The sequence below is a fragment of the Sphingobacterium populi genome (genome assembly GCF_001586775.1).
Classification (GTDB): Bacteria; Bacteroidota; Bacteroidia; order Sphingobacteriales; family Sphingobacteriaceae; genus Sphingobacterium; species Sphingobacterium populi.
Window position 1 is genome coordinate 25,586 of record NZ_LQXS01000004.1, and the last position, 20,001, is coordinate 45,586.

General features: G+C 43.2%; 19 protein-coding genes. 8 read left to right on the forward strand and 11 right to left on the reverse strand.

Translation table 11 applies throughout. From position 1 onward, the window contains the following. Positions 1-3 precede the first annotated feature (3 nt). The 3 genes from A0125_RS10925 to secA are packed head-to-tail and all read right to left on the reverse strand — an operon-like array spanning position 4 to position 4,977. On the reverse strand, positions 4-1,191 hold the full coding sequence (locus A0125_RS10925; protein WP_066755865.1) for a M20 metallopeptidase family protein: 1,188 nt from the start codon (positions 1,189-1,191) through the stop codon (positions 4-6). Positions 1,192-1,206: 15 nt separating this feature from the next. Further along, a complete protein-coding gene (locus A0125_RS10930; protein ID WP_231863216.1) occupies positions 1,207-1,665 on the reverse strand; it encodes an SPOR domain-containing protein in 459 nt (152 codons plus the stop codon). Positions 1,666-1,674: 9 nt separating this feature from the next. Continuing rightward, positions 1,675-4,977: a preprotein translocase subunit SecA gene (secA, locus tag A0125_RS10935; protein WP_066755868.1), complete on the reverse strand. Its 3,303-nt coding sequence runs from the start codon at positions 4,975-4,977 to the stop codon at positions 1,675-1,677. 247 nt (positions 4,978-5,224) lie between these two features. Here secA and A0125_RS10940 point away from each other — a divergent pair, with 247 nt between their 5' ends. Then, complete coding sequence (locus A0125_RS10940; protein WP_066755871.1) at positions 5,225-5,953, forward strand: ThuA domain-containing protein; 729 nt, start codon at positions 5,225-5,227, stop codon at positions 5,951-5,953. A gap of 60 nt (positions 5,954-6,013) precedes the next feature. After that, the gene (locus tag A0125_RS10945) at positions 6,014-6,838 is read left to right on the forward strand and encodes an MBL fold metallo-hydrolase (RefSeq protein WP_066755874.1); all 825 of its coding nucleotides are present in this window, start codon (positions 6,014-6,016) and stop codon (positions 6,836-6,838) included. A 59-nt stretch (positions 6,839-6,897) separates the two neighbouring features. On the opposite strand, the gene sufD is transcribed toward A0125_RS10945, so the two are convergent. The 3 genes from sufD to sufB all read right to left on the reverse strand — a co-directional run bounded on the left by sufD (position 6,898) and on the right by sufB (position 10,540). Further along, on the reverse strand, positions 6,898-8,211 hold the full coding sequence (gene sufD, locus A0125_RS10950; protein WP_082785012.1) for a Fe-S cluster assembly protein SufD: 1,314 nt from the start codon (positions 8,209-8,211) through the stop codon (positions 6,898-6,900). A gap of 46 nt (positions 8,212-8,257) precedes the next feature. Next, entirely contained in the window at positions 8,258-9,016 is a 759-nt protein-coding gene (gene sufC, locus A0125_RS10955) for a Fe-S cluster assembly ATPase SufC (protein ID WP_066755880.1), read from the reverse strand. Positions 9,017-9,088: 72 nt separating this feature from the next. After that, positions 9,089-10,540: a Fe-S cluster assembly protein SufB gene (sufB, locus tag A0125_RS10960; protein WP_066755883.1), complete on the reverse strand. Its 1,452-nt coding sequence runs from the start codon at positions 10,538-10,540 to the stop codon at positions 9,089-9,091. Between the two features lie 319 nt (positions 10,541-10,859). Between sufB and A0125_RS10965 the strand changes: the two genes are divergently transcribed. Together A0125_RS10965 and A0125_RS10970 are read left to right on the forward strand one after the other, a co-directional pair. Further along, positions 10,860-11,330, forward strand: a complete 471-nt coding sequence (locus A0125_RS10965) for an Lrp/AsnC family transcriptional regulator (RefSeq protein ID WP_066756541.1) — start codon at positions 10,860-10,862, stop codon at positions 11,328-11,330. A gap of 16 nt (positions 11,331-11,346) precedes the next feature. Next, positions 11,347-12,414 carry a DUF6695 family protein gene (locus A0125_RS10970; protein ID WP_066755886.1) on the forward strand — a complete coding sequence of 356 codons (1,068 nt, stop codon included), beginning with the start codon at positions 11,347-11,349 and terminating at the stop codon, positions 12,412-12,414. A gap of 5 nt (positions 12,415-12,419) precedes the next feature. On the opposite strand, the gene ung is transcribed toward A0125_RS10970, so the two are convergent. After that, entirely contained in the window at positions 12,420-13,091 is a 672-nt protein-coding gene (ung, locus tag A0125_RS10975) for a uracil-DNA glycosylase (protein ID WP_066755889.1), read from the reverse strand. A 93-nt stretch (positions 13,092-13,184) separates the two neighbouring features. Between ung and A0125_RS10980 the strand changes: the two genes are divergently transcribed. Then, complete coding sequence (locus A0125_RS10980; RefSeq protein WP_066756544.1) at positions 13,185-13,724, forward strand: tetratricopeptide repeat protein; 540 nt, start codon at positions 13,185-13,187, stop codon at positions 13,722-13,724. Positions 13,725-13,738: 14 nt separating this feature from the next. On the opposite strand, the gene A0125_RS10985 is transcribed toward A0125_RS10980, so the two are convergent. The 3 genes from A0125_RS10985 to A0125_RS10995 all read right to left on the reverse strand — a co-directional run bounded on the left by A0125_RS10985 (position 13,739) and on the right by A0125_RS10995 (position 16,011). After that, positions 13,739-14,185: a hypothetical protein gene (locus A0125_RS10985; protein WP_066755892.1), complete on the reverse strand. Its 447-nt coding sequence runs from the start codon at positions 14,183-14,185 to the stop codon at positions 13,739-13,741. A 32-nt stretch (positions 14,186-14,217) separates the two neighbouring features. Then, entirely contained in the window at positions 14,218-14,691 is a 474-nt protein-coding gene (locus tag A0125_RS10990) for a DUF4293 domain-containing protein (protein ID WP_066755894.1), read from the reverse strand. A gap of 78 nt (positions 14,692-14,769) precedes the next feature. Further along, positions 14,770-16,011, reverse strand: a complete 1,242-nt coding sequence (locus tag A0125_RS10995; protein ID WP_082785013.1) for a glycosyltransferase — start codon at positions 16,009-16,011, stop codon at positions 14,770-14,772. A 67-nt stretch (positions 16,012-16,078) separates the two neighbouring features. Here A0125_RS10995 and miaE point away from each other — a divergent pair, with 67 nt between their 5' ends. From miaE to A0125_RS11010, 3 genes are all read left to right on the forward strand, one after another. After that, positions 16,079-16,660, forward strand: a complete 582-nt coding sequence (miaE, locus tag A0125_RS11000) for a tRNA-(ms[2]io[6]A)-hydroxylase (protein WP_066755899.1) — start codon at positions 16,079-16,081, stop codon at positions 16,658-16,660. A 27-nt stretch (positions 16,661-16,687) separates the two neighbouring features. Next, positions 16,688-17,719, forward strand: coding sequence for an Atu2307/SP_0267 family LLM class monooxygenase (locus tag A0125_RS11005; RefSeq protein ID WP_066755901.1), 1,032 nt, complete (start codon positions 16,688-16,690; stop codon positions 17,717-17,719). A 133-nt stretch (positions 17,720-17,852) separates the two neighbouring features. Then, positions 17,853-19,382, forward strand: a complete 1,530-nt coding sequence (locus A0125_RS11010; RefSeq protein ID WP_066755903.1) for a SulP family inorganic anion transporter — start codon at positions 17,853-17,855, stop codon at positions 19,380-19,382. Between the two features lie 5 nt (positions 19,383-19,387). Here A0125_RS11010 and A0125_RS11015 read toward each other — a convergent pair whose 3' ends face one another. Beyond that, entirely contained in the window at positions 19,388-19,930 is a 543-nt protein-coding gene (locus tag A0125_RS11015; protein WP_066755904.1) for a GNAT family N-acetyltransferase, read from the reverse strand. Positions 19,931-20,001: the final 71 nt, after the last annotated feature.

Sequence of the window (20,001 nt, forward strand, 5' to 3'; positions counted from 1 at the left end):
ATGCTATCCTTCTAACGATTTTAAAGCAATATAAGACATCAAGCCAATGCTCGTTTCGATCGCAGTTTCGTCGATATCAAACGTAGGCGTATGTACTGCCGAGATGATTCCTTGTGCTTTATTGCCCGTGCCTAAGCGATAGAAACACGCATTGGTTTCTTGCGAGTAATAAGCAAAATCTTCGGCCGCAGGCCACAGATCCAGCTCCAATACATTCTCTTTGCCGAGATAAGCTTCTGCATGAGTCCGAGCTGCATTGGTGGTATGTGGTTCATTGACTAAAAAAGGATAACCTTTATCGATTTTGAAATCGCAAGTCGCGCCCATTCCTTCCACGATACCACCTACCATCTTAGTCATCTTTTCATGTGCTTCTGCGCGCCAAGCTTCGTCGAACGTACGGAAAGTGCCATCTAACTTGACTTCATCGGGAATTACGTTAGTAGCTCCATTGCCAATGATCTTTCCCCAAGAAAGCACGCTCGGGATACGTGGATCTGCATAGCGGCTCACGATTTGCTGCATCGCCGTGATAACTTGTGCGGTGATCGCAATCGGATCTATATTTTGATGTGGCTGCGCGCCGTGCCCGCCTTTTCCGCGAACAGTGAGAAACAACTCATCGCAGGATGCCATGTATTTCCCCGCACGGAAGCCCACTTGGCCACTTTCGATAAGCGGCATCACATGTTGACCAATGATTGCATCTGGTGCTGGATTTTGCAATACGCCTTCTTTGATCATAAGCGAAGCACCGCCTGGAAGGCGTTCTTCACCAGGTTGGAAGATCAACTTCACTGTACCGCCAAATTGTGACTTCAGATGTTGCAAGATTTTGGCTACGCCCAACAAAGACGAGGTATGCACATCGTGCCCGCAAGCGTGCATAACGCCGGGATTTTGCGATCCATAACTCCGCCCTTCGACTTCCATAATAGGCAAAGCGTCCATATCTGCGCGCAGCGCAATGACTTTATCGGATGGCAATTCACCTTGAATTAATGCAACTATACCTGTATCTGCCATCGCTGTATACGGAATAAGCAGTTCATCCAATCGCTCTTTGACAAAGGCGGATGTATTGTACTCTTGAAAAGAAAGTTCTGGATTTTGGTGCAAATGCCTTCTTATGCCTACCGTTTCTTCCGCGAAGGAGGAGGCTAGGCTTTTAATCTGCTCTATCATCGTCATGGAGTTAAAAGTGATTTATTGCCAGACCCAAATGTCTTCGACAAAGACAAATACATTGCTGTATTGCCCTCGGATCTTACGCATAAAAGTATTGGCTTCGCTGCGCGTTCGGAAATCACCTACTTTCACCCGGAAATTAGGTTCTTCGTAGTTAATGTACGCGGCTATATCGCTGTATTGACGCAAAAATCCATTTTGTACCGATACTGCATCGCTGCGATTAGCTCCAGAAAAGATTTGTACTCGAAAACCTTTGGTACGCACACGACGCATATTACGCTTGTCGACCACCTTTTTGTCGGCCAAGCTGACGGTCGGACGGGCAGCAGGATTGATTTCATGCTCCGCTCGGAAAGCTTGCAATGCTGCGATCAATGGATCTACAACAACATCTACTGGCTGTTCTTGAGCATGTACTCCAGCAGTTAACCCGCCGAGTAATCCACATAAAATCAATCCTTTTCTAACCATCATTATTATATCTTATTTGCTGCCGTGGCAGTTTTTGTATTTTTTGCCCGAACCACAAGGACATTCATCATTGCGACCTACGGTTTGCTCCTTGCGAATCGGTGCTGTTACCTGCGCTACTCTTGTGTCTGCATCTTCTTCACTAACACCTGTCGGCGAAGATAGTTCTTGCTTAGAAGCAGTAACCTGTGTCGGCTGCGCTGGTACTGGGCGCGCTTCTTTTACTTGTTCCTCTTGTTGACCTTGCTGTCCAGGGATTTCACCTTTGAACAAGAAGCTGACAATTTCTTTATTCATAGAAGCCAACATTTCCTTAAACAGGTTGTATGCTTCCATTTTATAGATTACGATCGGATCTTTCTGCTCATAAACGGCATTTTGTACCGACTGCTTCAAGTCATCCATTTCACGCAAGTGCTCTTTCCAAGCTTCATCTATCAGAGCAAGAACTATACCTTTTTCAAAAGATCTAAATACTTCCTTGCCTTGTGATTCTACTGCTTTCTTCAAGTTGGTAGACACCTGTATGCCGCGTGTGCCGTCAGAGAATGGCACTACTACATTCTCGATCATATCGCCACGTTCTGCCATCACGTTGGTCATTACCGGCAAGGTTTGCGCTGCTACGTGGGCTGCCTTTTCTTGGTAATGTGTGATAACCTGACCGAACAATTTGTCTATTAAGGTTTCTGTGTTGTTCGATTTGAATTCTTCTTCTGTGATGGATGGATCTACCGCGAAAAGACGGATCACTTCGATTTGGAATTCTTCGAATGAGCCTCCCTCTTTGGAAGAAAGCACTACATCTTCAACAACATCGAAGATCGTGTTGTTCAAATCGACATCCAGACGTTGTCCGAATAGCGCATTTTTACGTTTCGTGTAGATTACAGTACGTTGTGAGTTCATCACATCATCGTACTCCAATAGACGCTTACGAATACCGAAGTTGTTTTCCTCCACTTTTCGTTGTGCACGTTCGATAGATTTGGTCAACATACCGTGCTGCATCACTTCTCCATCTTCTACACCCATGCGCACCATTAAATTAGAGATACGCTCCGAAGCGAATAAACGCATTAATGGATCTTCCAACGAAACGAAGAACTGAGAAGAACCCGGATCTCCTTGACGACCTGCACGACCACGTAACTGACGATCCACACGACGTGATTCGTGACGCTCGGTACCGATAATTGCCAAACCACCTGCATCAATGACTTCGCTAGCTAACTTAATATCTGTACCACGACCAGCCATATTTGTAGCGATCGTTACTTGACCTGGTTTACCCGCTTCCGCTACAATATCCGCTTCTTTTTGATGCAATTTCGCGTTCAAGACATTGTGCTTGATACCGCGCATTTTCAACATACGGCTCAACAATTCCGAAATCTCTACCGAAGTCGTACCAACCAATACTGGTCTTTGTGCATCGGTCAATGTCTGAATTTCCTGCGCTACGGCATTGTACTTCTCTCTTGCTGTACGGTAGATGTAATCTTGTCGGTCGTCACGCTGTATCGCACGGTTGGTTGGAATCTCGACCACATCTAGTTTGTAGATTTCCCACAACTCGCCTGCTTCGGTAGAAGCTGTACCTGTCATTCCTGCTAACTTGTGGTACATACGGAAGTAGTTTTGCAAAGTAATGGTCGCATAGGTCTGCGTTGCATCTTCTACTTTTACATTTTCCTTTGCCTCGATCGCTTGGTGCAAACCATCTGAGTAACGACGACCATCCATGATACGGCCGGTTTGCTCATCCACGATTTTCACTTTGCCTTCGTCTACGATATATTGATCATCAATCTCAAACAACGTATAGGCTTTCAACAATTGGTTGATCGAGTGAATACGCTCTGCTTTGATCGAATAATCACGTAATAACTCTTCTTTTTGACGCGCTTTTTCTTCTAATGGATCATTAGAATTCTCGATTGCAGCGATCTCGGTACCCACATCCGGGAGAATGAAGAAGTTTGGATCTTCACCAGAAGTGGTAATCAACTCAATACCTTTTTCGGTAAGCTCTACTTGATTGTTCTTTTCATCGATCACGAAGAACAATTCCTCATCTGCTTTTGGCATATGACGATTTTGCTCTGCCATGTAGAAGTTCTCTACTTTTTGAAGAACTTGGCGGTGATTGCTTTCACTTAAGAACTTGATTAAAGCTTTATTTTTTGGCAAACCGCGGTACGCTCGGAACAAAGCCAAACCGCCAGCTTCAGGATCTACATCGCCTGCTGCGACGGCTTTCTTTGCCTGATTCAATGCACTGTTGACATAGGCTTTTTGTGCATTCACCAAACGCTCGATACGTGGTTTTAACTGATAAAATTCATGTTGATCACCTTTTGGAATTGGACCAGAAATTATCAATGGTGTACGCGCATCGTCAATCAATACCGAATCCACCTCATCAATCATGGCAAAGTGCAGTTTGCGCTGTACCATAGCTTCTGGGTTTTGCGTCATGTTGTCACGCAGGTAGTCAAAACCAAATTCGTTATTGGTACCATACACGATATCGGCAGCATATGCTTTGCGACGTTGTGGTGAGTTGGGCTGATGCTTATCGATACAATCTACGCTCAAACCGTGAAACTCGAACAATGGACCGTTCCACTCCGAGTCACGACGGGCTAAGTAATCATTCACCGTAATGATGTGAATTCCTTGACCAGATAATGCATTTAGGTAAGTTGGCAAGGTACCTACCAAAGTCTTTCCTTCACCGGTAGACATTTCGGAGATTTTACCTTGATGTAATACAATACCACCGATCAGCTGTACATCGTAGTGCACCATATTCCAAGTCACATCCGTACCAGCTGCAGACCAGCTATTTTTCCAAACGGCTTGATCACCTTGAATGGTCACATTCGGCTTCAATGCCGCAATGTCACGGTCAAATTGGCTTGCCGTTACGGAGATTTCTTTGTTTTCCGTGAAACGTCTGGCGGTATCTTTCACGACAGCAAATGCTTCTGGCAAGATCTCCAAAAGCACTTCTTCTAATTTCTTATCTCGATCTTTCGTTAACTTATCTACTTTCTCATAAAAGGAGGTTTTGGACTCCATATCTTCGGTAGCTTCAGCCTGTTCCTTCAAGCTAGCGATCTCATCGTCAATTTCTTTCAAGTATGCTGCGATGCGGCTCTTAAAGCTGGCTGTTTTGGCTCTCAAATCATCATTTGATAAGCTGGCAAGCTTTTCGTACTCTTCTTTGATCTTATCTACTATAGGTTGTATTCCTTTGATATCCCGCTCAGACTTGCTACCAAATAATTTACTTAAGAATTTTAACATAATCTTTTTAATCTGTACTCAGCTAGTGCACAATAATAAATCCAAAGTTCCTAAACAGACATTTTGACACTAATCGGGCAAATTTAATTATTCGTAGTGATAAGTAACAGCTTATCACTGTTTTTTTACGGTTTTTTTTAATTGGCTTAATATAGTCTAAAACTCAGATGACTAACTGCTTTTCACGTAGAGAATTTTACCATTCCGAGAAATTATCAATACCTTTAGAATATAACCTTTTGACTTGATGAGAAACGTATCCTTAATAGCCCTACTGTTTGTTTGTACTACGCTACACGGTATAGCACAAGATATTCCGCAAATATTAGTTTTTTCTAAAACTAAGGGATTTCGACATGACAGTATTGAGAAAGGCGCAGAAGCTATTCAGAAACTCGGACGTGAGCATGGATTTGGCGTGTATCATACAGAAGATGCAGCCATTTTCACCGACGATCAGCTCCAGAAATATAAAACCATTGTATTTCTAAGCACCACAGGCGATATTTTAGACCCAGATCAACAAGCTGCCTTCGAAAGGTTTATACAAGCTGGAAATGGTTTTGTAGGTATTCATGCCGCTAGCGACACGGAATACGATTGGCCGTGGTACGGCAAGATGGTCGGCGGCTATTTCGCCAGTCATCCAGAAGTACAAACTGCGGATATTCATGTGCATGATCACAGCCATCTAGCTACACAGCATTTGCCAGAAATCTGGAAGCATAAAGACGAGTGGTATGATTTCAAGGATTTAAATCCAGACGTCGATCTGCTGATGACAATCGATGAAGAAAGTTACCAAGGTGGCAAAATGGGAGATTACCACCCTGTATCTTGGCATCATAGCTACGATGGCGGCCGTGCTTTCTACACGGCTTTGGGCCACACGAAAGAAGCCTATAATGACGCTGACTTTCTTCAACATATCGCTGGCGGTATCGCGTATGCGCTTGGCAAAACGGCTACCAAATAATCATCCAAACGGTGTTTACCACATTGATTGGCCTTTTATTTTTCTCTATTTTTGCTGTCGATGAAATATTGCTCGATCGCTTCTGGAAGTAATGGAAACTGTTATTATGTCGCTAAAGATGATACTGCGGTACTCATCGATGTCGGGATCAATAACAAACATATGCACCTACGCATGGGCCAATTGGGTATTTTGCCGACACAGGTCAAAGCCATTTTCATCACGCATGAGCATACCGATCATATTTGCGGATTGTCGGTATTTGCCAAAAAATATGACTTACCAATTTATATTACCCAAGGTACGTTAGACGGCAGCAAACTGCGCTTACCAGCGCATCTAGTTCGCATTATTAAAACCAATGAGCGCGTGCGTATCGGTGGTTTAGAGATCATTGGGATTCCCAAATATCACGACGCTAAAGAGCCCTGTAGTTTTGTCGTGTCTGATGGCACAAACAACATCGGAATATTGACCGACCTCGGCCATGCCTGCGATAATGTGAAGCACGTGGTGCAACACGTTGACGTATTGCTGCTAGAAAGCAACTACGACGAAGAAATGTTGCAAAAAGGGCGTTATAGCTATTATCTGAAAAACAGGATTCGCGGCGGATTAGGACATATTTCGAATACGATGGCGTTGGATTTATTTTTGGAAAAACGTACTGATCGCCTGAAACATTTGATTTTAGGCCACCTTTCTGGGCAAAATAATACGGTGGAAAAAGTATTGGAAACATTTGCGCCACATTGCACAGATATCACCTTATCTATTGCAACTAGATACGAATCTTCGGCTATCTTCGATTTGGCAGATTTGCAATCGGCAACAACAGCCATCGTGGCAGAGATGTCAGCCCCGATTATGCGCGAAGTGGTATAAAAAAAGCGCCTGATGGAACATCAGACGCTTTTGGCTTTATATTAATTATTAATCTTGTACTAGTTTTGGCGTGGCTCCAAACCTTTGGCCACTAACGCTTCTACGTATTCACGAACGGATTCGTTAGAGAAACGCGAAGTTACATCGAATGCGAATGCATGTACCAATAAAGTACGAGCTGATTCTTCACCAATTCCTCTTGCACGCAGATAGAATAAGGCTTGATCGTCAAACTGACCCATCGTACAACCGTGCGAACACTTCACATCATCAGCAAAAATTTCCAACTGCGGCTTGGTATACACCGTAGATTTATCCCCGATCAACATATTGTTGTTTTGCTGGAAAGCGTTAGTTTTCTGGGCATCTTCACGCACAAAGATCTTTCCATTAAAAACTGCTGTAGAATCATCTTGAGGAATGTTTTTGTACCATTCGTACGATTCGCAATGTGGCTTCATGTGATCCACGACCGTATGATTATCTACCAATTGCTTGTCGGCCAACAGATTGATTCCGTACAAATGTGACTCCACTTGCTCATCATCCAGGCGTACATTGATATTGTTACGTACGAAAGTAGCTCCAGGGAAATTACAGTTGTAGTTATTGTACAAGCTGTGCTTATTCTGGTATACTTCTGTATGGTTGATGTAGTTGCTCGATGCATCAGCGATCTGCAAATAGTAGTGTTGCATTTTCGCATTCTCTTCTAGCACGATTTCCGTCACCTTGTTGTGTAGGTTCTTTGCAGTACCTGCCAACGTAATGAACGATTCGATTATTTCTACTTCAGAGTTTGCACCTGCTACAATTAAGTTTCTCGTTTGCGCAAAAAATGCTTCTGTCCCTGTTGCTACATGCACCAAATGAATGGGTTTATTCACTACGGCATTGCGTTTCACTTCGATAAATACACCTGCGGTGTACAAGGCAGTATTCAGATATACTAAAGCATTATCCGTTTTGTCAGCATGTTGTGCAAAATGACGGACAAATTGCGGATCGTTCGCTGCGTCTTCAATTGGTTTTACTACCAAGCCATCTTCCTCTTCTAAACTCGAAAAAGCGACTGTATATTGGCCATTGACCAATACCAAACGGTGTGCATCCAATGCTGGAATATCTGCTTGGCTCAAATCAAGATCGGCCACATCCACATCGCTGTTTAGCACATAAGGTGCTTGAACCAAACTGTGAATATTGGTATACTTCCAATCTTCATTTTTGACCGTAGGAAACCCTGCCTGCTCAAACTTTGCAAACGCCTCCTGACGAATCGCTGCTAATGTAGCCGGTTCATCGATCTTCTCCAGATCATGGAAAGTCGTTTTCAATTGCTGAAACAGAGATTCTGCTGTTATTGTACTCATATTTTTTGTTGTCAATACACTCATAACCTTCCCTCTCTTTTCCTTATTAGGCGGTCTGCGTATCCAATTCTTTTAACCAATCGTATCCTTTTTCTTCCAATTCCAAAGCCAATTCTTTCGGCCCTGTTTTTACAATGCGTCCATTGTACAATACGTGAACAAAATCTGGCACGATGTAATCCAACAAACGTTGGTAGTGTGTAATCACGACGAATGCATTGTCTTTAGAACGCAATTGATTCACGCCATTTGCTACGATACGCAATGCATCGATATCTAGACCTGAATCCGTTTCGTCCAAAATAGATAATTTAGGATTTAACATCGCCAATTGAAAGATCTCATTGCGTTTCTTCTCGCCACCGGAGAAGCCTTCGTTCAAGGATCTATTGGTCAGCTTGGCCGAGAATTCTACTAATTTCTGTTTATCCTTTACCAACTGCAAAAACTCTTTCGCTTCCAACGGCGGCAAGCCTTTGTATTCACGGATGTCGTTTAGAGCCGTTTTCAAGAAGTTAATGTTAGAAACACCTGGAATCTCCACAGGATACTGGAACGCTAAAAACAAGCCTTCGCGAGCACGATCTTCTGGCGAAAGATCCAATAAATCTACACCATCTAGCAAAGCCGTACCGTCGGTCACGTCGTATGATTCACGACCCGCCAATACATTTCCTAATGTGCTTTTACCAGCGCCGTTTGGCCCCATGATCGCGTGTACTTCACCCGCTTTCACTTCTAGATTTAATCCCTTTAATATGTTTTTATCCTCTACTGAGGCGTGCAAATTCTCAATCTTTAACATGCTATTTATTATTTGTTCTTCCAGCATCCGCGCGTAGCGCTACTGCCGGAATAGTGTATTACTTTTTTGTGCTTATCCTACTGAGCCTTCAAGCGATATCGCCAGCAATTTTTGTGCTTCTACCGCAAACTCCATCGGAAGTTGATTTAATACTTCTTTGGCATATCCGTTCACGATGAGCCCTACTGCTTTCTCTGGATCAATACCGCGCTGATTCAAGTAAAACACCTGATCTTCTCCAATTTTGGAAGTAGTCGCTTCGTGCTCTAATTTGGCCGATTTATTTTTACTTTCGATGTATGGGAAAGTATGCGCTCCACAGCGATCTCCAATAAGCAAAGAATCACACTGCGTGAAGTTACGCGCTTGATCTGCATTCGGACCGATCTTCACCAAACCTCTGTAACTATTGTGGCTCAATCCGGCTGAAATACCTTTAGAAATAATTTTCGACTTGGTATTTTTACCTAAGTGAATCATTTTGGTTCCTGTATCTGCCACTTGGCGATTACGCGTCATCGCTACCGAATAGAATTCGCCCACGCTATTGTCACCTTTCAAAATCACACCTGGATATTTCCACGTGATCGCTGATCCAGTTTCTACTTGTGTCCAAGAGATTTTGGAGTTATCCCCTTTACAAATACCACGTTTGGTCACGAAGTTCAAGATACCACCTTTACCATCTTTATCACCTGGATACCAGTTTTGTACAGTTGAGTATTTGATTTCTGCATCTTTCATCGCGATCAATTCTACAACGGCCGCGTGCAATTGATTTTCATCACGCATTGGCGCAGTACAACCTTCTAAATAAGACACGTAAGAACCTTCATCAGCGACAATCAACGTACGCTCAAACTGACCTGTATTCTGCGCATTGATACGGAAATAGGTCGAAAGCTCCATCGGGCAACGCACTCCTTTTGGAATATATACGAAAGAACCGTCGGAGAAAACTGCCGAATTCAAGGCTGCATAAATATTATCGGTTTGTGGTACTACTGTACCCAAATATTGCTTCACCAATTCTGGATATTCTTGTACTGCTTCGCCAAAAGAACAAAAGATAACACCTTTTTCTTTTAGTTTCTCTCTGAAAGTAGTTTTGACCGACACCGAATCGAATACCGCATCTACTGCAACTACCCCTGCCAATACTTTCTGCTCATCCAAGGGAATACCCAACTTGGCAAATGTCGATAGTAATTCTGGATCAACTTCATCCAGACTATTCAATTGCTTTTTTGGTTTTGGTGCTGCATAGTACGAGAGATCTTGAAAATCCACATCAGGATTATCAAAATTTTGCCAAGTTGGCATTTCCAACGTTTGGAAATGGCGAAACGCTTTTAAGCGCCACTCCAATAGCCATTCTGGTTCGTTTTTCTTTGCAGAAATCAAGCGCACAGTATCTTCGTTAAGACCTTTGGGCGCGATTTCCATATCAATATCGGTCGTAAACCCATATTTATATTCCTCGTGCTCAAGCTCTTTTAGTAATTCGTCGTCTTTGGTACTCATATCTCTTTCACCTTATGAAGCAACGTATTGTTGCCCTATTTTCAATTTGCAAATTTAGCACTTTAATAGGAATAACACACTATGTCTGAGCAGCAATTATGGAGTTAATCCCAAAAAGCAAGGTATATTTTACACGCTGCCATCTGGCTCATAGTTAGTAAGAAATGTCTTTAGGTCATCTAGCTCGAGATTGCAAGACCTGAATGGCGGAAATTAGCGAATATTCGACATACCAAAATATTGCACTATGATTACGTATTGCAAAATTACGACGGCAAATAAAATATTGTATATTTACATTTCACAAAATTTTATTGCAATGCCTTACCAGCCAGACAAGACGGATCTTAAAATATTAAAACTGTTGCAGGAGAATGGTCGTATTACCAACCTACAGCTTGCAACAAGTATTGGTCTTTCACCTGCGCCGACGCTAGAGCGTGTTCGTAAATTAGAAAATTCGGGATTTATCAAAAGTTATCATGCTTTTGTAGATGAAGAAAAGCTGGGCTTAGGCATTAAATCATTTATTCAAATATCTCTTGATTTCCATACGCAAGATGCTATCCCTAAGTTTGTCGATGCGGTGCTTGAGATTCCTGAGGTCACAGAATGCCACCATGTAACAGGTAATTGTGATTTTATACTTAAAGTATATGTCCGCGATATTAAAGCTTACGAAGGAGTCATCATGGAGAAAATCACGAAGATACCTTATGTGAAAACTTTTCAGACTATGGTGATCATGTCCACTAGTAAAAAAGAACCAATCGTACCCCTACAATATTAAGAGGAAATAGCGCACTATGCACACATTTGACGATTTTGCAATCATACTTACTTGGCCCGATGCGACGATTCGTGGAGATGAGCGATGGATGATGTTTTTTAAAAAAATTGGATTAGTAAAAAACCTCAATTTCAAGGTGGGTCATACGGGCATCGTCTTAGTAGAAAGAACTAGCGGCACTATGCGCTTTTATGATTTTGGGCGCTACATATCACCACGCGGATATGGAAGAGCGCGTTCTCAGGATTCTGATCCGCGCCTTACCATTGACCTCAAGGCACAGATAATCGACGGGAAAATCATCAATCTCGAAAAAATAGTCGAACACTTCGAAACTTTGAAAAGCGCGATGTACGGCGAGGGCCAACTCTACTTTTCGGTGGCGGATAACATCAACTTCAGTGCCGCTAAGCGCTTCGGCGATTACTGGGTGGAGAAAGGCACTTATCCGTACGGCGCAGTCGCGCGGCACAACAATAACTGCTCCCGATTCATCACCCGTATGCTGATGAAAGCATCCGATAAATATCATTATTGGCACAGCATAAATCTGCCCGAAACAATAAAAGCAAGCCCGATCAGCAATGTGGTAAATGCAGTGCAGGACCGCATGATTTATTCCTTTTGCCCATCCGAAGGCTTGCAGTATTTCCATATGAATCGTTGGAAATCTTTTTGGTTCTTAATCAAGCAATTGGGCGACAATGTCTCCCAAAAGAAAGCAGATCTATTGCCCAATGACCAAATTATCGGCGCGGTTGATTATCGATCTAAACCGATCACTATACCCAAAGATGCAACTTATCTTGGCGGTGTGGGCGATGGCGCTTGGTACGCCGTCACACATTTAGATGAAAGGCAATTTATTATCAAGCGCTTTACAACCAAAGGCGAGCTAGAATATGTAGTGCAAGGAGAATCTGTTACAGCAGTTCAAGTCGATATGCCCTGGCGTGTAGTTTATGACAGTCATCTACTTTTCACACATATTGAGCAGAACGATGTTAAGATTCGCATCAACCATGTTAAACAATTGGAGATTGAGGACTTCAAATTCGAAATCGTCAAAGAGTTGTATGCTTAGAACCTTTACACCTGCCAGTCTATAGGCTGTTTTCCTTTATCTGAAAGATAAGCATTAGTTTGCGAGAATGGCTTCGAACCAAAAAACCCTCTGTAGACCGACAAGGGCGATGGGTGTACCGAAGTCAACACCAAATGCTTTGAGTGATCGATCAACGCCGATTTCTTGTTCGCATAGCTCCCCCAAAGAATAAAAACCACACCCGAGCGTTGTGCTGAGATCGACTGGATAATGGCATCTGTAAATTGCTCCCAACCTTTCTTTTGATGCGATGCTGCTTCGTGTGCACGCACTGTGAGTGTAGCATTCAGTAATAGCACGCCTTGCTGTGCCCATTTTGTCAGATCGCCGTTTTTTGGATAAACAAATCCAGGAATATCTTCTACCAGCTCTGCATAAATATTCTTCAAGGATGGTGGGATGGCAACACCAACAGGTACCGAAAATGATAAGCCATGCGCTTGCCCAATATTATGATAGGGATCCTGACCCAGAATGACCACTTTGACGTCGGGCAAAGGTGTTAAACGAAAGGCGTTAAAAACTAAGTTCTCTGGCGGAAATACTTGTGCTACTTGTCGCTCCTTTTGTACAAATTGCGATAAAGTGCGCATCGCGGGCTGTTCAAACAACGGTTTAAATACAGATTCCCAGCTTTCGTGATATCGTTTCGACATAATCAAATGTACAATTTTCGTTTAATTGTGGCATACAATTGGATACCTCTATTAATTATCGGATATTTGCATAAAAAGAAATTAAGAAATTATATGTCGAATTTAATACGCATAATCATAGCCAGCCTGTTGATCATCGGAACCGCTACACTCTTTTGGTTTGGGCTATGGGGCTGGGGTATATTAGCCGTTCTCGTAACAATCCTGACTTGGGTAACCGTATTTTTCAACGAGAAAATGTTGCTAGCACAATGGCATTTGCGCAAAGAAAACATGACAAAGGCAGAGCTCTGGCTGAAGAAAATCAAGAATTTTCAGAAAGAACTCGTCCCTGCTCAACATGGCTATTACCACATGTTATTAGGGTTAATCGAATCTCAAAAAGCACCTTTACAAGCAGAGAAATTCTTCAAGAAAGCGTTGACATTGGGCTTGCATATGGATCACAATGTAGCTTTGGCCAAATTAAGTTTGGCGGGCATAGCGATGGCGAAGCGCGATAAACGCGGCGCCGAAAAGTTGCTTTCTGAAGCTAAAAGAGCAGACAAAAACAAATTGCTCGATGAGCAAATAAAAATGATGAAGTCGCAGATGACGATGATGGACAAGCAGCAATTCCGCTATTCCAGATAGCCTGCTATCAAACACTAAAGTCGAACCTTGATCTGCCTAAAGCGACCTGATTCTCGGCTATCTTCAAACACAATATTAACGGCCTCTGGAAGGCCGTTTTCTTTTTTCCAACCGGCAACTTTGAATTGTAATGCCACGGGCACATCCATCGCCATCACATGATTCAGGTAATTTTGCCGATCATTGATATGAATACGCACCCTTCCCATCTGTATCTGCGTATACATTAATTCCTTATCGTTTTGATCTACTACCGTGGAGGCAAAGGTGTTCATCTTAAATTCTCGCTGCTGGCGCAACGACGAGATAACGTAGAGATCGACGATGGCGGTATCTTTGCTGACATTCACAGATCGCACATCGAATTGCAAATCATCCAATAGCAATACCGTCGTATCTTCTTGCGCTACAAGTGCAAGAGGTAAACTCCACAACAGAAAAAGAACTATTTTCTTAAACATAGATAAAGTAAAGAAAGGGTCAAAGAGAACAACTAACGAAGACGATCTGCTGACTTGATTAGCTTCTCATCGTTACGAATAGCACCTAGAGCCATAGATAGAAAAATGATCGACACCGGCAAAAGGAAGAAACCAATCCCGATATTATTAGCACTTAGATACTGGTTATTGGCCGACAATACGTTATTGGCGCTGACATACATCCATACTGCAAACAGCACGATCAATACAAGCTGTAAATAGATAAACTTGATCTGACGCTTACGATCCTTATATAAAAATATCAGCACAAGCGGCATCACAGCAATGAATACGGCGACGATACTTTGTAAGATAAAACTCTCTTGCTTTACGGCTTCATTATTAACCGAGGTGTAAATGCCCGACACATAGATTTGTTTGCCCAGCCCTACTAAGTCGATATAATTCACATAAGGGAATAGAAACAAGGTGGTCAAAACTAGACCAGAAAGCAAAAGCCAAACGGATTGTATACGTTGTATCATAATAGTGCGAACATTTTTATTACTATGCGGACAAATATACTATTTAACAGGTGGAATTGCGTTTGGTTTGATAAACTATTACTTGCTAGAAATATTCTTAGCCTCTATCCAACGCGACATATATTTCTTGGCTGCATACTGCTCTTGCGCCAGGATCCGGCCGATCATATTTTGATTGCGATGCGCCGCAAGATTTTCAGTCAGGGCCGCAATATGTTGTACGAAAAGCATTTGCGCGAGATCGTCGGCCATCAGATTGCTTAAAACAGATGAGATCAGCGCTTGCTTCTCCAACCAATAGGCCTCATTCGTATATAATTTCACCGTTTCGGAAACAAAATTTTCCAATAAATCTGCAACTACTCCAGGCCAATATTCCGGATTCATCCCTTCTGCACCAACGCTAGAAGTGATAGATGGCGTGCCCGTGATCATGGCATCGACGAACTTTCCCTTTTGCCCAGCGCCAAACGGTATTGGTGCCAACAACAAACGATACGATTGCATCGTCTGCCGCGCATCATCCGCTCGACCCTTAATCAGAAAACCATCTTTCGTATTATGTAGTTGCTCTACTTTCTGCGACGCATAGGCACCGTAGATGTGCAATTCTGCCTCCGGCAAAGCTTTACGAATCTCGGGCCAATAGGTCTTTTTGAGCAACTCTACTGTTTTCCAATTAGGTTCGTGCAAAAAATTACCTATAAAAATAAGATTCTTTCGGTCGCTAAAAGTCGGCATCAGAGTGCTGTTCGGGTCATTGAAAGTCTCTGCAAAAAATGGAAGATAATACAACAACGATTCGGACACACGGAATTGATCGACCAATAGGTCGTATTCGCTGCGCGAAATAATTAGCGATAGATCACAGCGATAGATAGTGGCTAACTCGCGCATTGCTGTAGGCGAATACAACAATTCCTCAGACCACGCCTGCTGCTGTCGATAAGCCTCTTGGCGCGCCAAACGCAGAAAATGTAGATCTTCGGTATCCAATATCCGGATTGCCTGCGGACAGTGCTCTGCCACGCGCCAGCCAAATTGTTCTTCGACCATAAACCGATCAAATAAAACAACATCCGGTTGTAATTCTTTGATTAGCTTATCGAAGGAACTATCATTAAGCAAAATGGAATGACAAATAATGTTCATCTCATCTAACCGATGACTGTGGGGAGAGCGTGCTGCTGCCGAAGCAAAATGCACTTCATCGTACTGTTTTAGAAATAAACCCAATAGCTGCAACATCCGCCAGCCGGCGGCAGAAGAAGTCGGCTCCGGCCACACTTGGCCAATCACAAAAAGCTTGGTACGCTGCATCGTGCAAGTTAGGATATTTAAGCGGCGTGTTTCTAATTTTCGTAAATTTGTACAAACGAACATTGTTATGTTAGGATTAAAATTACTGACAGATCCACGCTGGGCGAACGTGGCGGAGTCTAATCTTGAAGAAATATTAACAGACCATGCTTGGTGCGAGCAAAAGGCGGCTTCGAATGCAATCTCACTCATTACACAAAACTGTGAATACGAAGATCTTGTGCACGAACTTACCGCAATCGCGATCGAAGAGATGCAACATTTTCAGATGGTGATCGATATTATCAAAGAACGGGGCTACACATTAGGGCGCGAACGGAAAGATGATTACGTAGGCCGGTTGATGAAGTTTTCTAAAAAAGATGGATCCAGAAATCAAGCTTTTATCGATCGTTTGCTATTTGCGGCCATGATCGAAGCCCGCAGCTGCGAGCGTTTTCGCGTGTTGTCTAAGAATCTGCAAGATGAAAAATTGGCCAAATTTTACCATGATTTAATGGTTTCTGAGGCCAATCATTATACGACTTTCCTCAACTTCGCTCGGAAATACACCGAAGGTGTGGATGTGGACAAACGCTGGCAAGAATGGCTCACGTTTGAAGGAGAGCTGATTCAGAGCTACGGCACAAAAGAGCAAATACACGGTTAGTACGCATTAATATAAATACGACAACGCATGGAATTAGGCATAGGTATGTTTGGCGATCTTCAGATCGATCAAAAAACGGGAGCAATACAAGCACCGCAGCAACGATTACACGAAATTATCGAAGAGATCAAATTGATGGACGAAGTCGGATTGGACTTCTTCGGCATGGGCGAACATCATCGCCCTGACTACGCGGTAGCTTCGCCCGAAATTATCTTGGCCGCGGCATCTACCGTCACCAAACGGATCAAGTTAGGTAGTGCCGTTTCGGTCATCAGTTCTAGTGATCCAGTCAAATTATATCAAGATTTTGCGACGGTGGATTTATTGTCCAACGGACGTGCCGAACTGATGGCTGGACGTGGTTCTTTTATCGAATCTTTCCCATTGTACGGGTATGACTTGAAAGATTACAGCTCACTGTTCACGGAGAAGTTGAACCTACTATTGCAGATCAATAATAATGAAACCGTGAATTGGACGGGCAAGCATCGCGCTTCGTTGATCAATCAAGAGATATATCCTCGTGCGGTTAAAAAATTACCTATTTGGGTGGCTGTTGGCGGCACAACAGAATCTGTGATTCGTGCCGGAAAACTGGGTTTGCCTGTCATGTTTGCCATTATTGGCGGAACTTACGCCAGCTTCCAATCATTGTTTGAAGTATATCAACAAGCTTATACCGACAGTGGCCACGATATGGCCAATTTCCAAGTCGGCGTACATATGCATGCTTTCTTCGGCGACAACTCCAAGGCGATTGCAGAATGGTATTATCCGTTTTATGCAGCGCAAATGAATCGCGTAGGCGCATCGCGTGGCTGGCCACCGTACCAACGCTCGCAATATGATTTTGGTCGCTCAAAACATGGCCACCTTCTGGTAGGCGATGCCAATGAAATGGTCGACAAAATCTTAGAAATTCAGGAATCCTTTGACCTGACTCGATTTGCCGCACATATGGATGTCGGAAGCCCAGATCATGCACAGATGATGAAATCTATCGAAATTTACGGCACGCAGATTATACCAAAAGTTAAAGCCGCATTAGCGAAATAAACACTCCGCACAAATCAGCGTAGCATACTATAGTTCACAGACGGTAAACTTGGTGTCCCACGCTGATTTTGTATTTTCATTGCCGTAATATTGCATCAGTACCTACATCACCACTTTTTATTAGCACAGCTTCATGGCCATTACGATGCGTATCTCTTCCTTTCGGAATATCAATCTTAAAAATGAAACTTTAGCCGGTCTTACAGTCGCGATGACGATGATTCCCGAATCACTCTCTTTTGCGATTTTGGCTGGCCTTTCGCCATTGACAGGTTTGTATGCGGCATTCTTGATGGGATTGGTCACGGCTGTTTTAGGCGGCAGGCCAGCCATGGTTTCCGGCGGAGCCGGAGCTACCGTTGTCACCTTAATCGCACTAGCTTCTACGCACGGCGTAGAATATCTCTTTGCGGCAGTTGTAATGGCTGGGGTATTACAATTTGCAGTCGGCCTTTTTAAGTTAGGCAAATTTGTACGATTGATTCCACAACCCGTGATGTATGGCTTTCTCAACGGCTTGGCCATTATTATCTTTTTATCACAAGTCGAGCAATTCAAAATGTCAGGCGATTCTGGCTCGTGGATGAGCGGCACACCGCTGTATACGATGATCGGGTTGACCTTGCTGACCATCTCGATTGTGATTGGATTGCCAAAGTTGACGAAAGTTGTTCCGGCTTCGCTCGTGGCGATTTTAGTCGTGTTTGGGATAGTCACTTATTTCGGAATAGATACCAAAAAGGTGATTGATATTGCTTCGGTTAGCGGATCTTTACCTAATTTTCATATCCCACAGATTCCATTTACGTTGGACACGCTACAACTTATCTTTCCTTACGCATTGGTGATGGCCGGCGTCGGGTTAATCGAATCCTTGCTCACGCTCAATATGGTCGATGAGATCACTGGTACAAAAGGAAAAACTAATCGCGAATCCATGGCTCAGGGAACGGCCAATGTAGTCAATGGATTTTTTGGTGGCATGGGCGGTTGCGCCATGGTCGCACAAACTTTGGTCAATCTCAATGCTGGAGCTAAAACCTATGTGTCGTCATTCATTGCTGCGATTACTATTTTGTTCGTCATACTAGTTGGCAGTCCTGTGATTGAAATGATTCCGATGGCGGCATTAGTTGGCGTCATGATGATGGTAGCGATTTCGACGTTCGAATGGCTGAGTTTTCGCATCATCAACAAGTTCCCTAAGTCCGACATTTTCGTCGGCATACTGGTCGCTATCATTACGGTACTTCTGCATAACCTCGCTTTAGCCGTGCTTGTCGGCGTGATCATATCTGCACTAGTTTTTGCTTGGGATAATGCCAAACGAAGCCGCGCAAGAAAATATGTGGATGATGAAGGCGTGAAACATTATGAGATCTATGGGCCGCTATTCTTTGGCTCGACGACTGCTTTTTTAGAAAAGTTTGACGTTAACGAAGATCCTGATCGTATCGTCATCGACTTCAAGGAAAGCCGTGTGGCGGATATGTCTGCCATAGACGCGCTGCACAAAATCACTGCGCGCTACGCCAAAGTCGGCAAGAAAGTTCATCTACGATCGCTTAGCCCAGATAGCGTCCATTTGCTTTCTGATGCTGCGGGCATTGTTGAAGTCAATATTTTGGAAGATCCAACGTATAAAGTGATGCCGAAGGATTAGTAAATCTATCTAGATTGAGCCTCTAAATACTTACTTTTTCGAAGTTCATACAGATAATTGAACCGTGAAGGTTCGCCATAATAAGACATCTCTAGTTCGGCAACTTTTGTAGCGCCTAGCCGCGTTACGGCAATTTGAGATCGGAGATTATCGGCGCCGACATGGAATCGTACGGTATCGACAAAAGGAAATATATAATCCAGCATCATCCTTTTTACGATAGGATTTATTCCCTTTCCCCAATAAGCAGTCGCATAAAAAGTATATCCGACGAATATACTTTTGTTTTCGACATCATAATCATAATAGCGCGTGCTGCCGATAATCTTACCTGTTTGCTTTTCGACAATTAGGAAGGCACTACCACTTTTCATCGCTCCTTCAAAGAAATTCAAAAAAATTGCTCTCTGCCAGCGGTTCTTGTTCGGGTGCCCAGCCCAAATTGCTGGATCACTCGCCGTGGTATACAAATCCTCGAAATCCGATTGTTTTAATGGTCGCAATAAGACCAAATCATTTTCTAAAACTGGCTGTAAATTTAAAGGCATCGTCTTTATTCTTTTAATATTCTTTCCACTTCAATTTCTTCATAGCATCAAGCCAACCATGCTGAAAATGA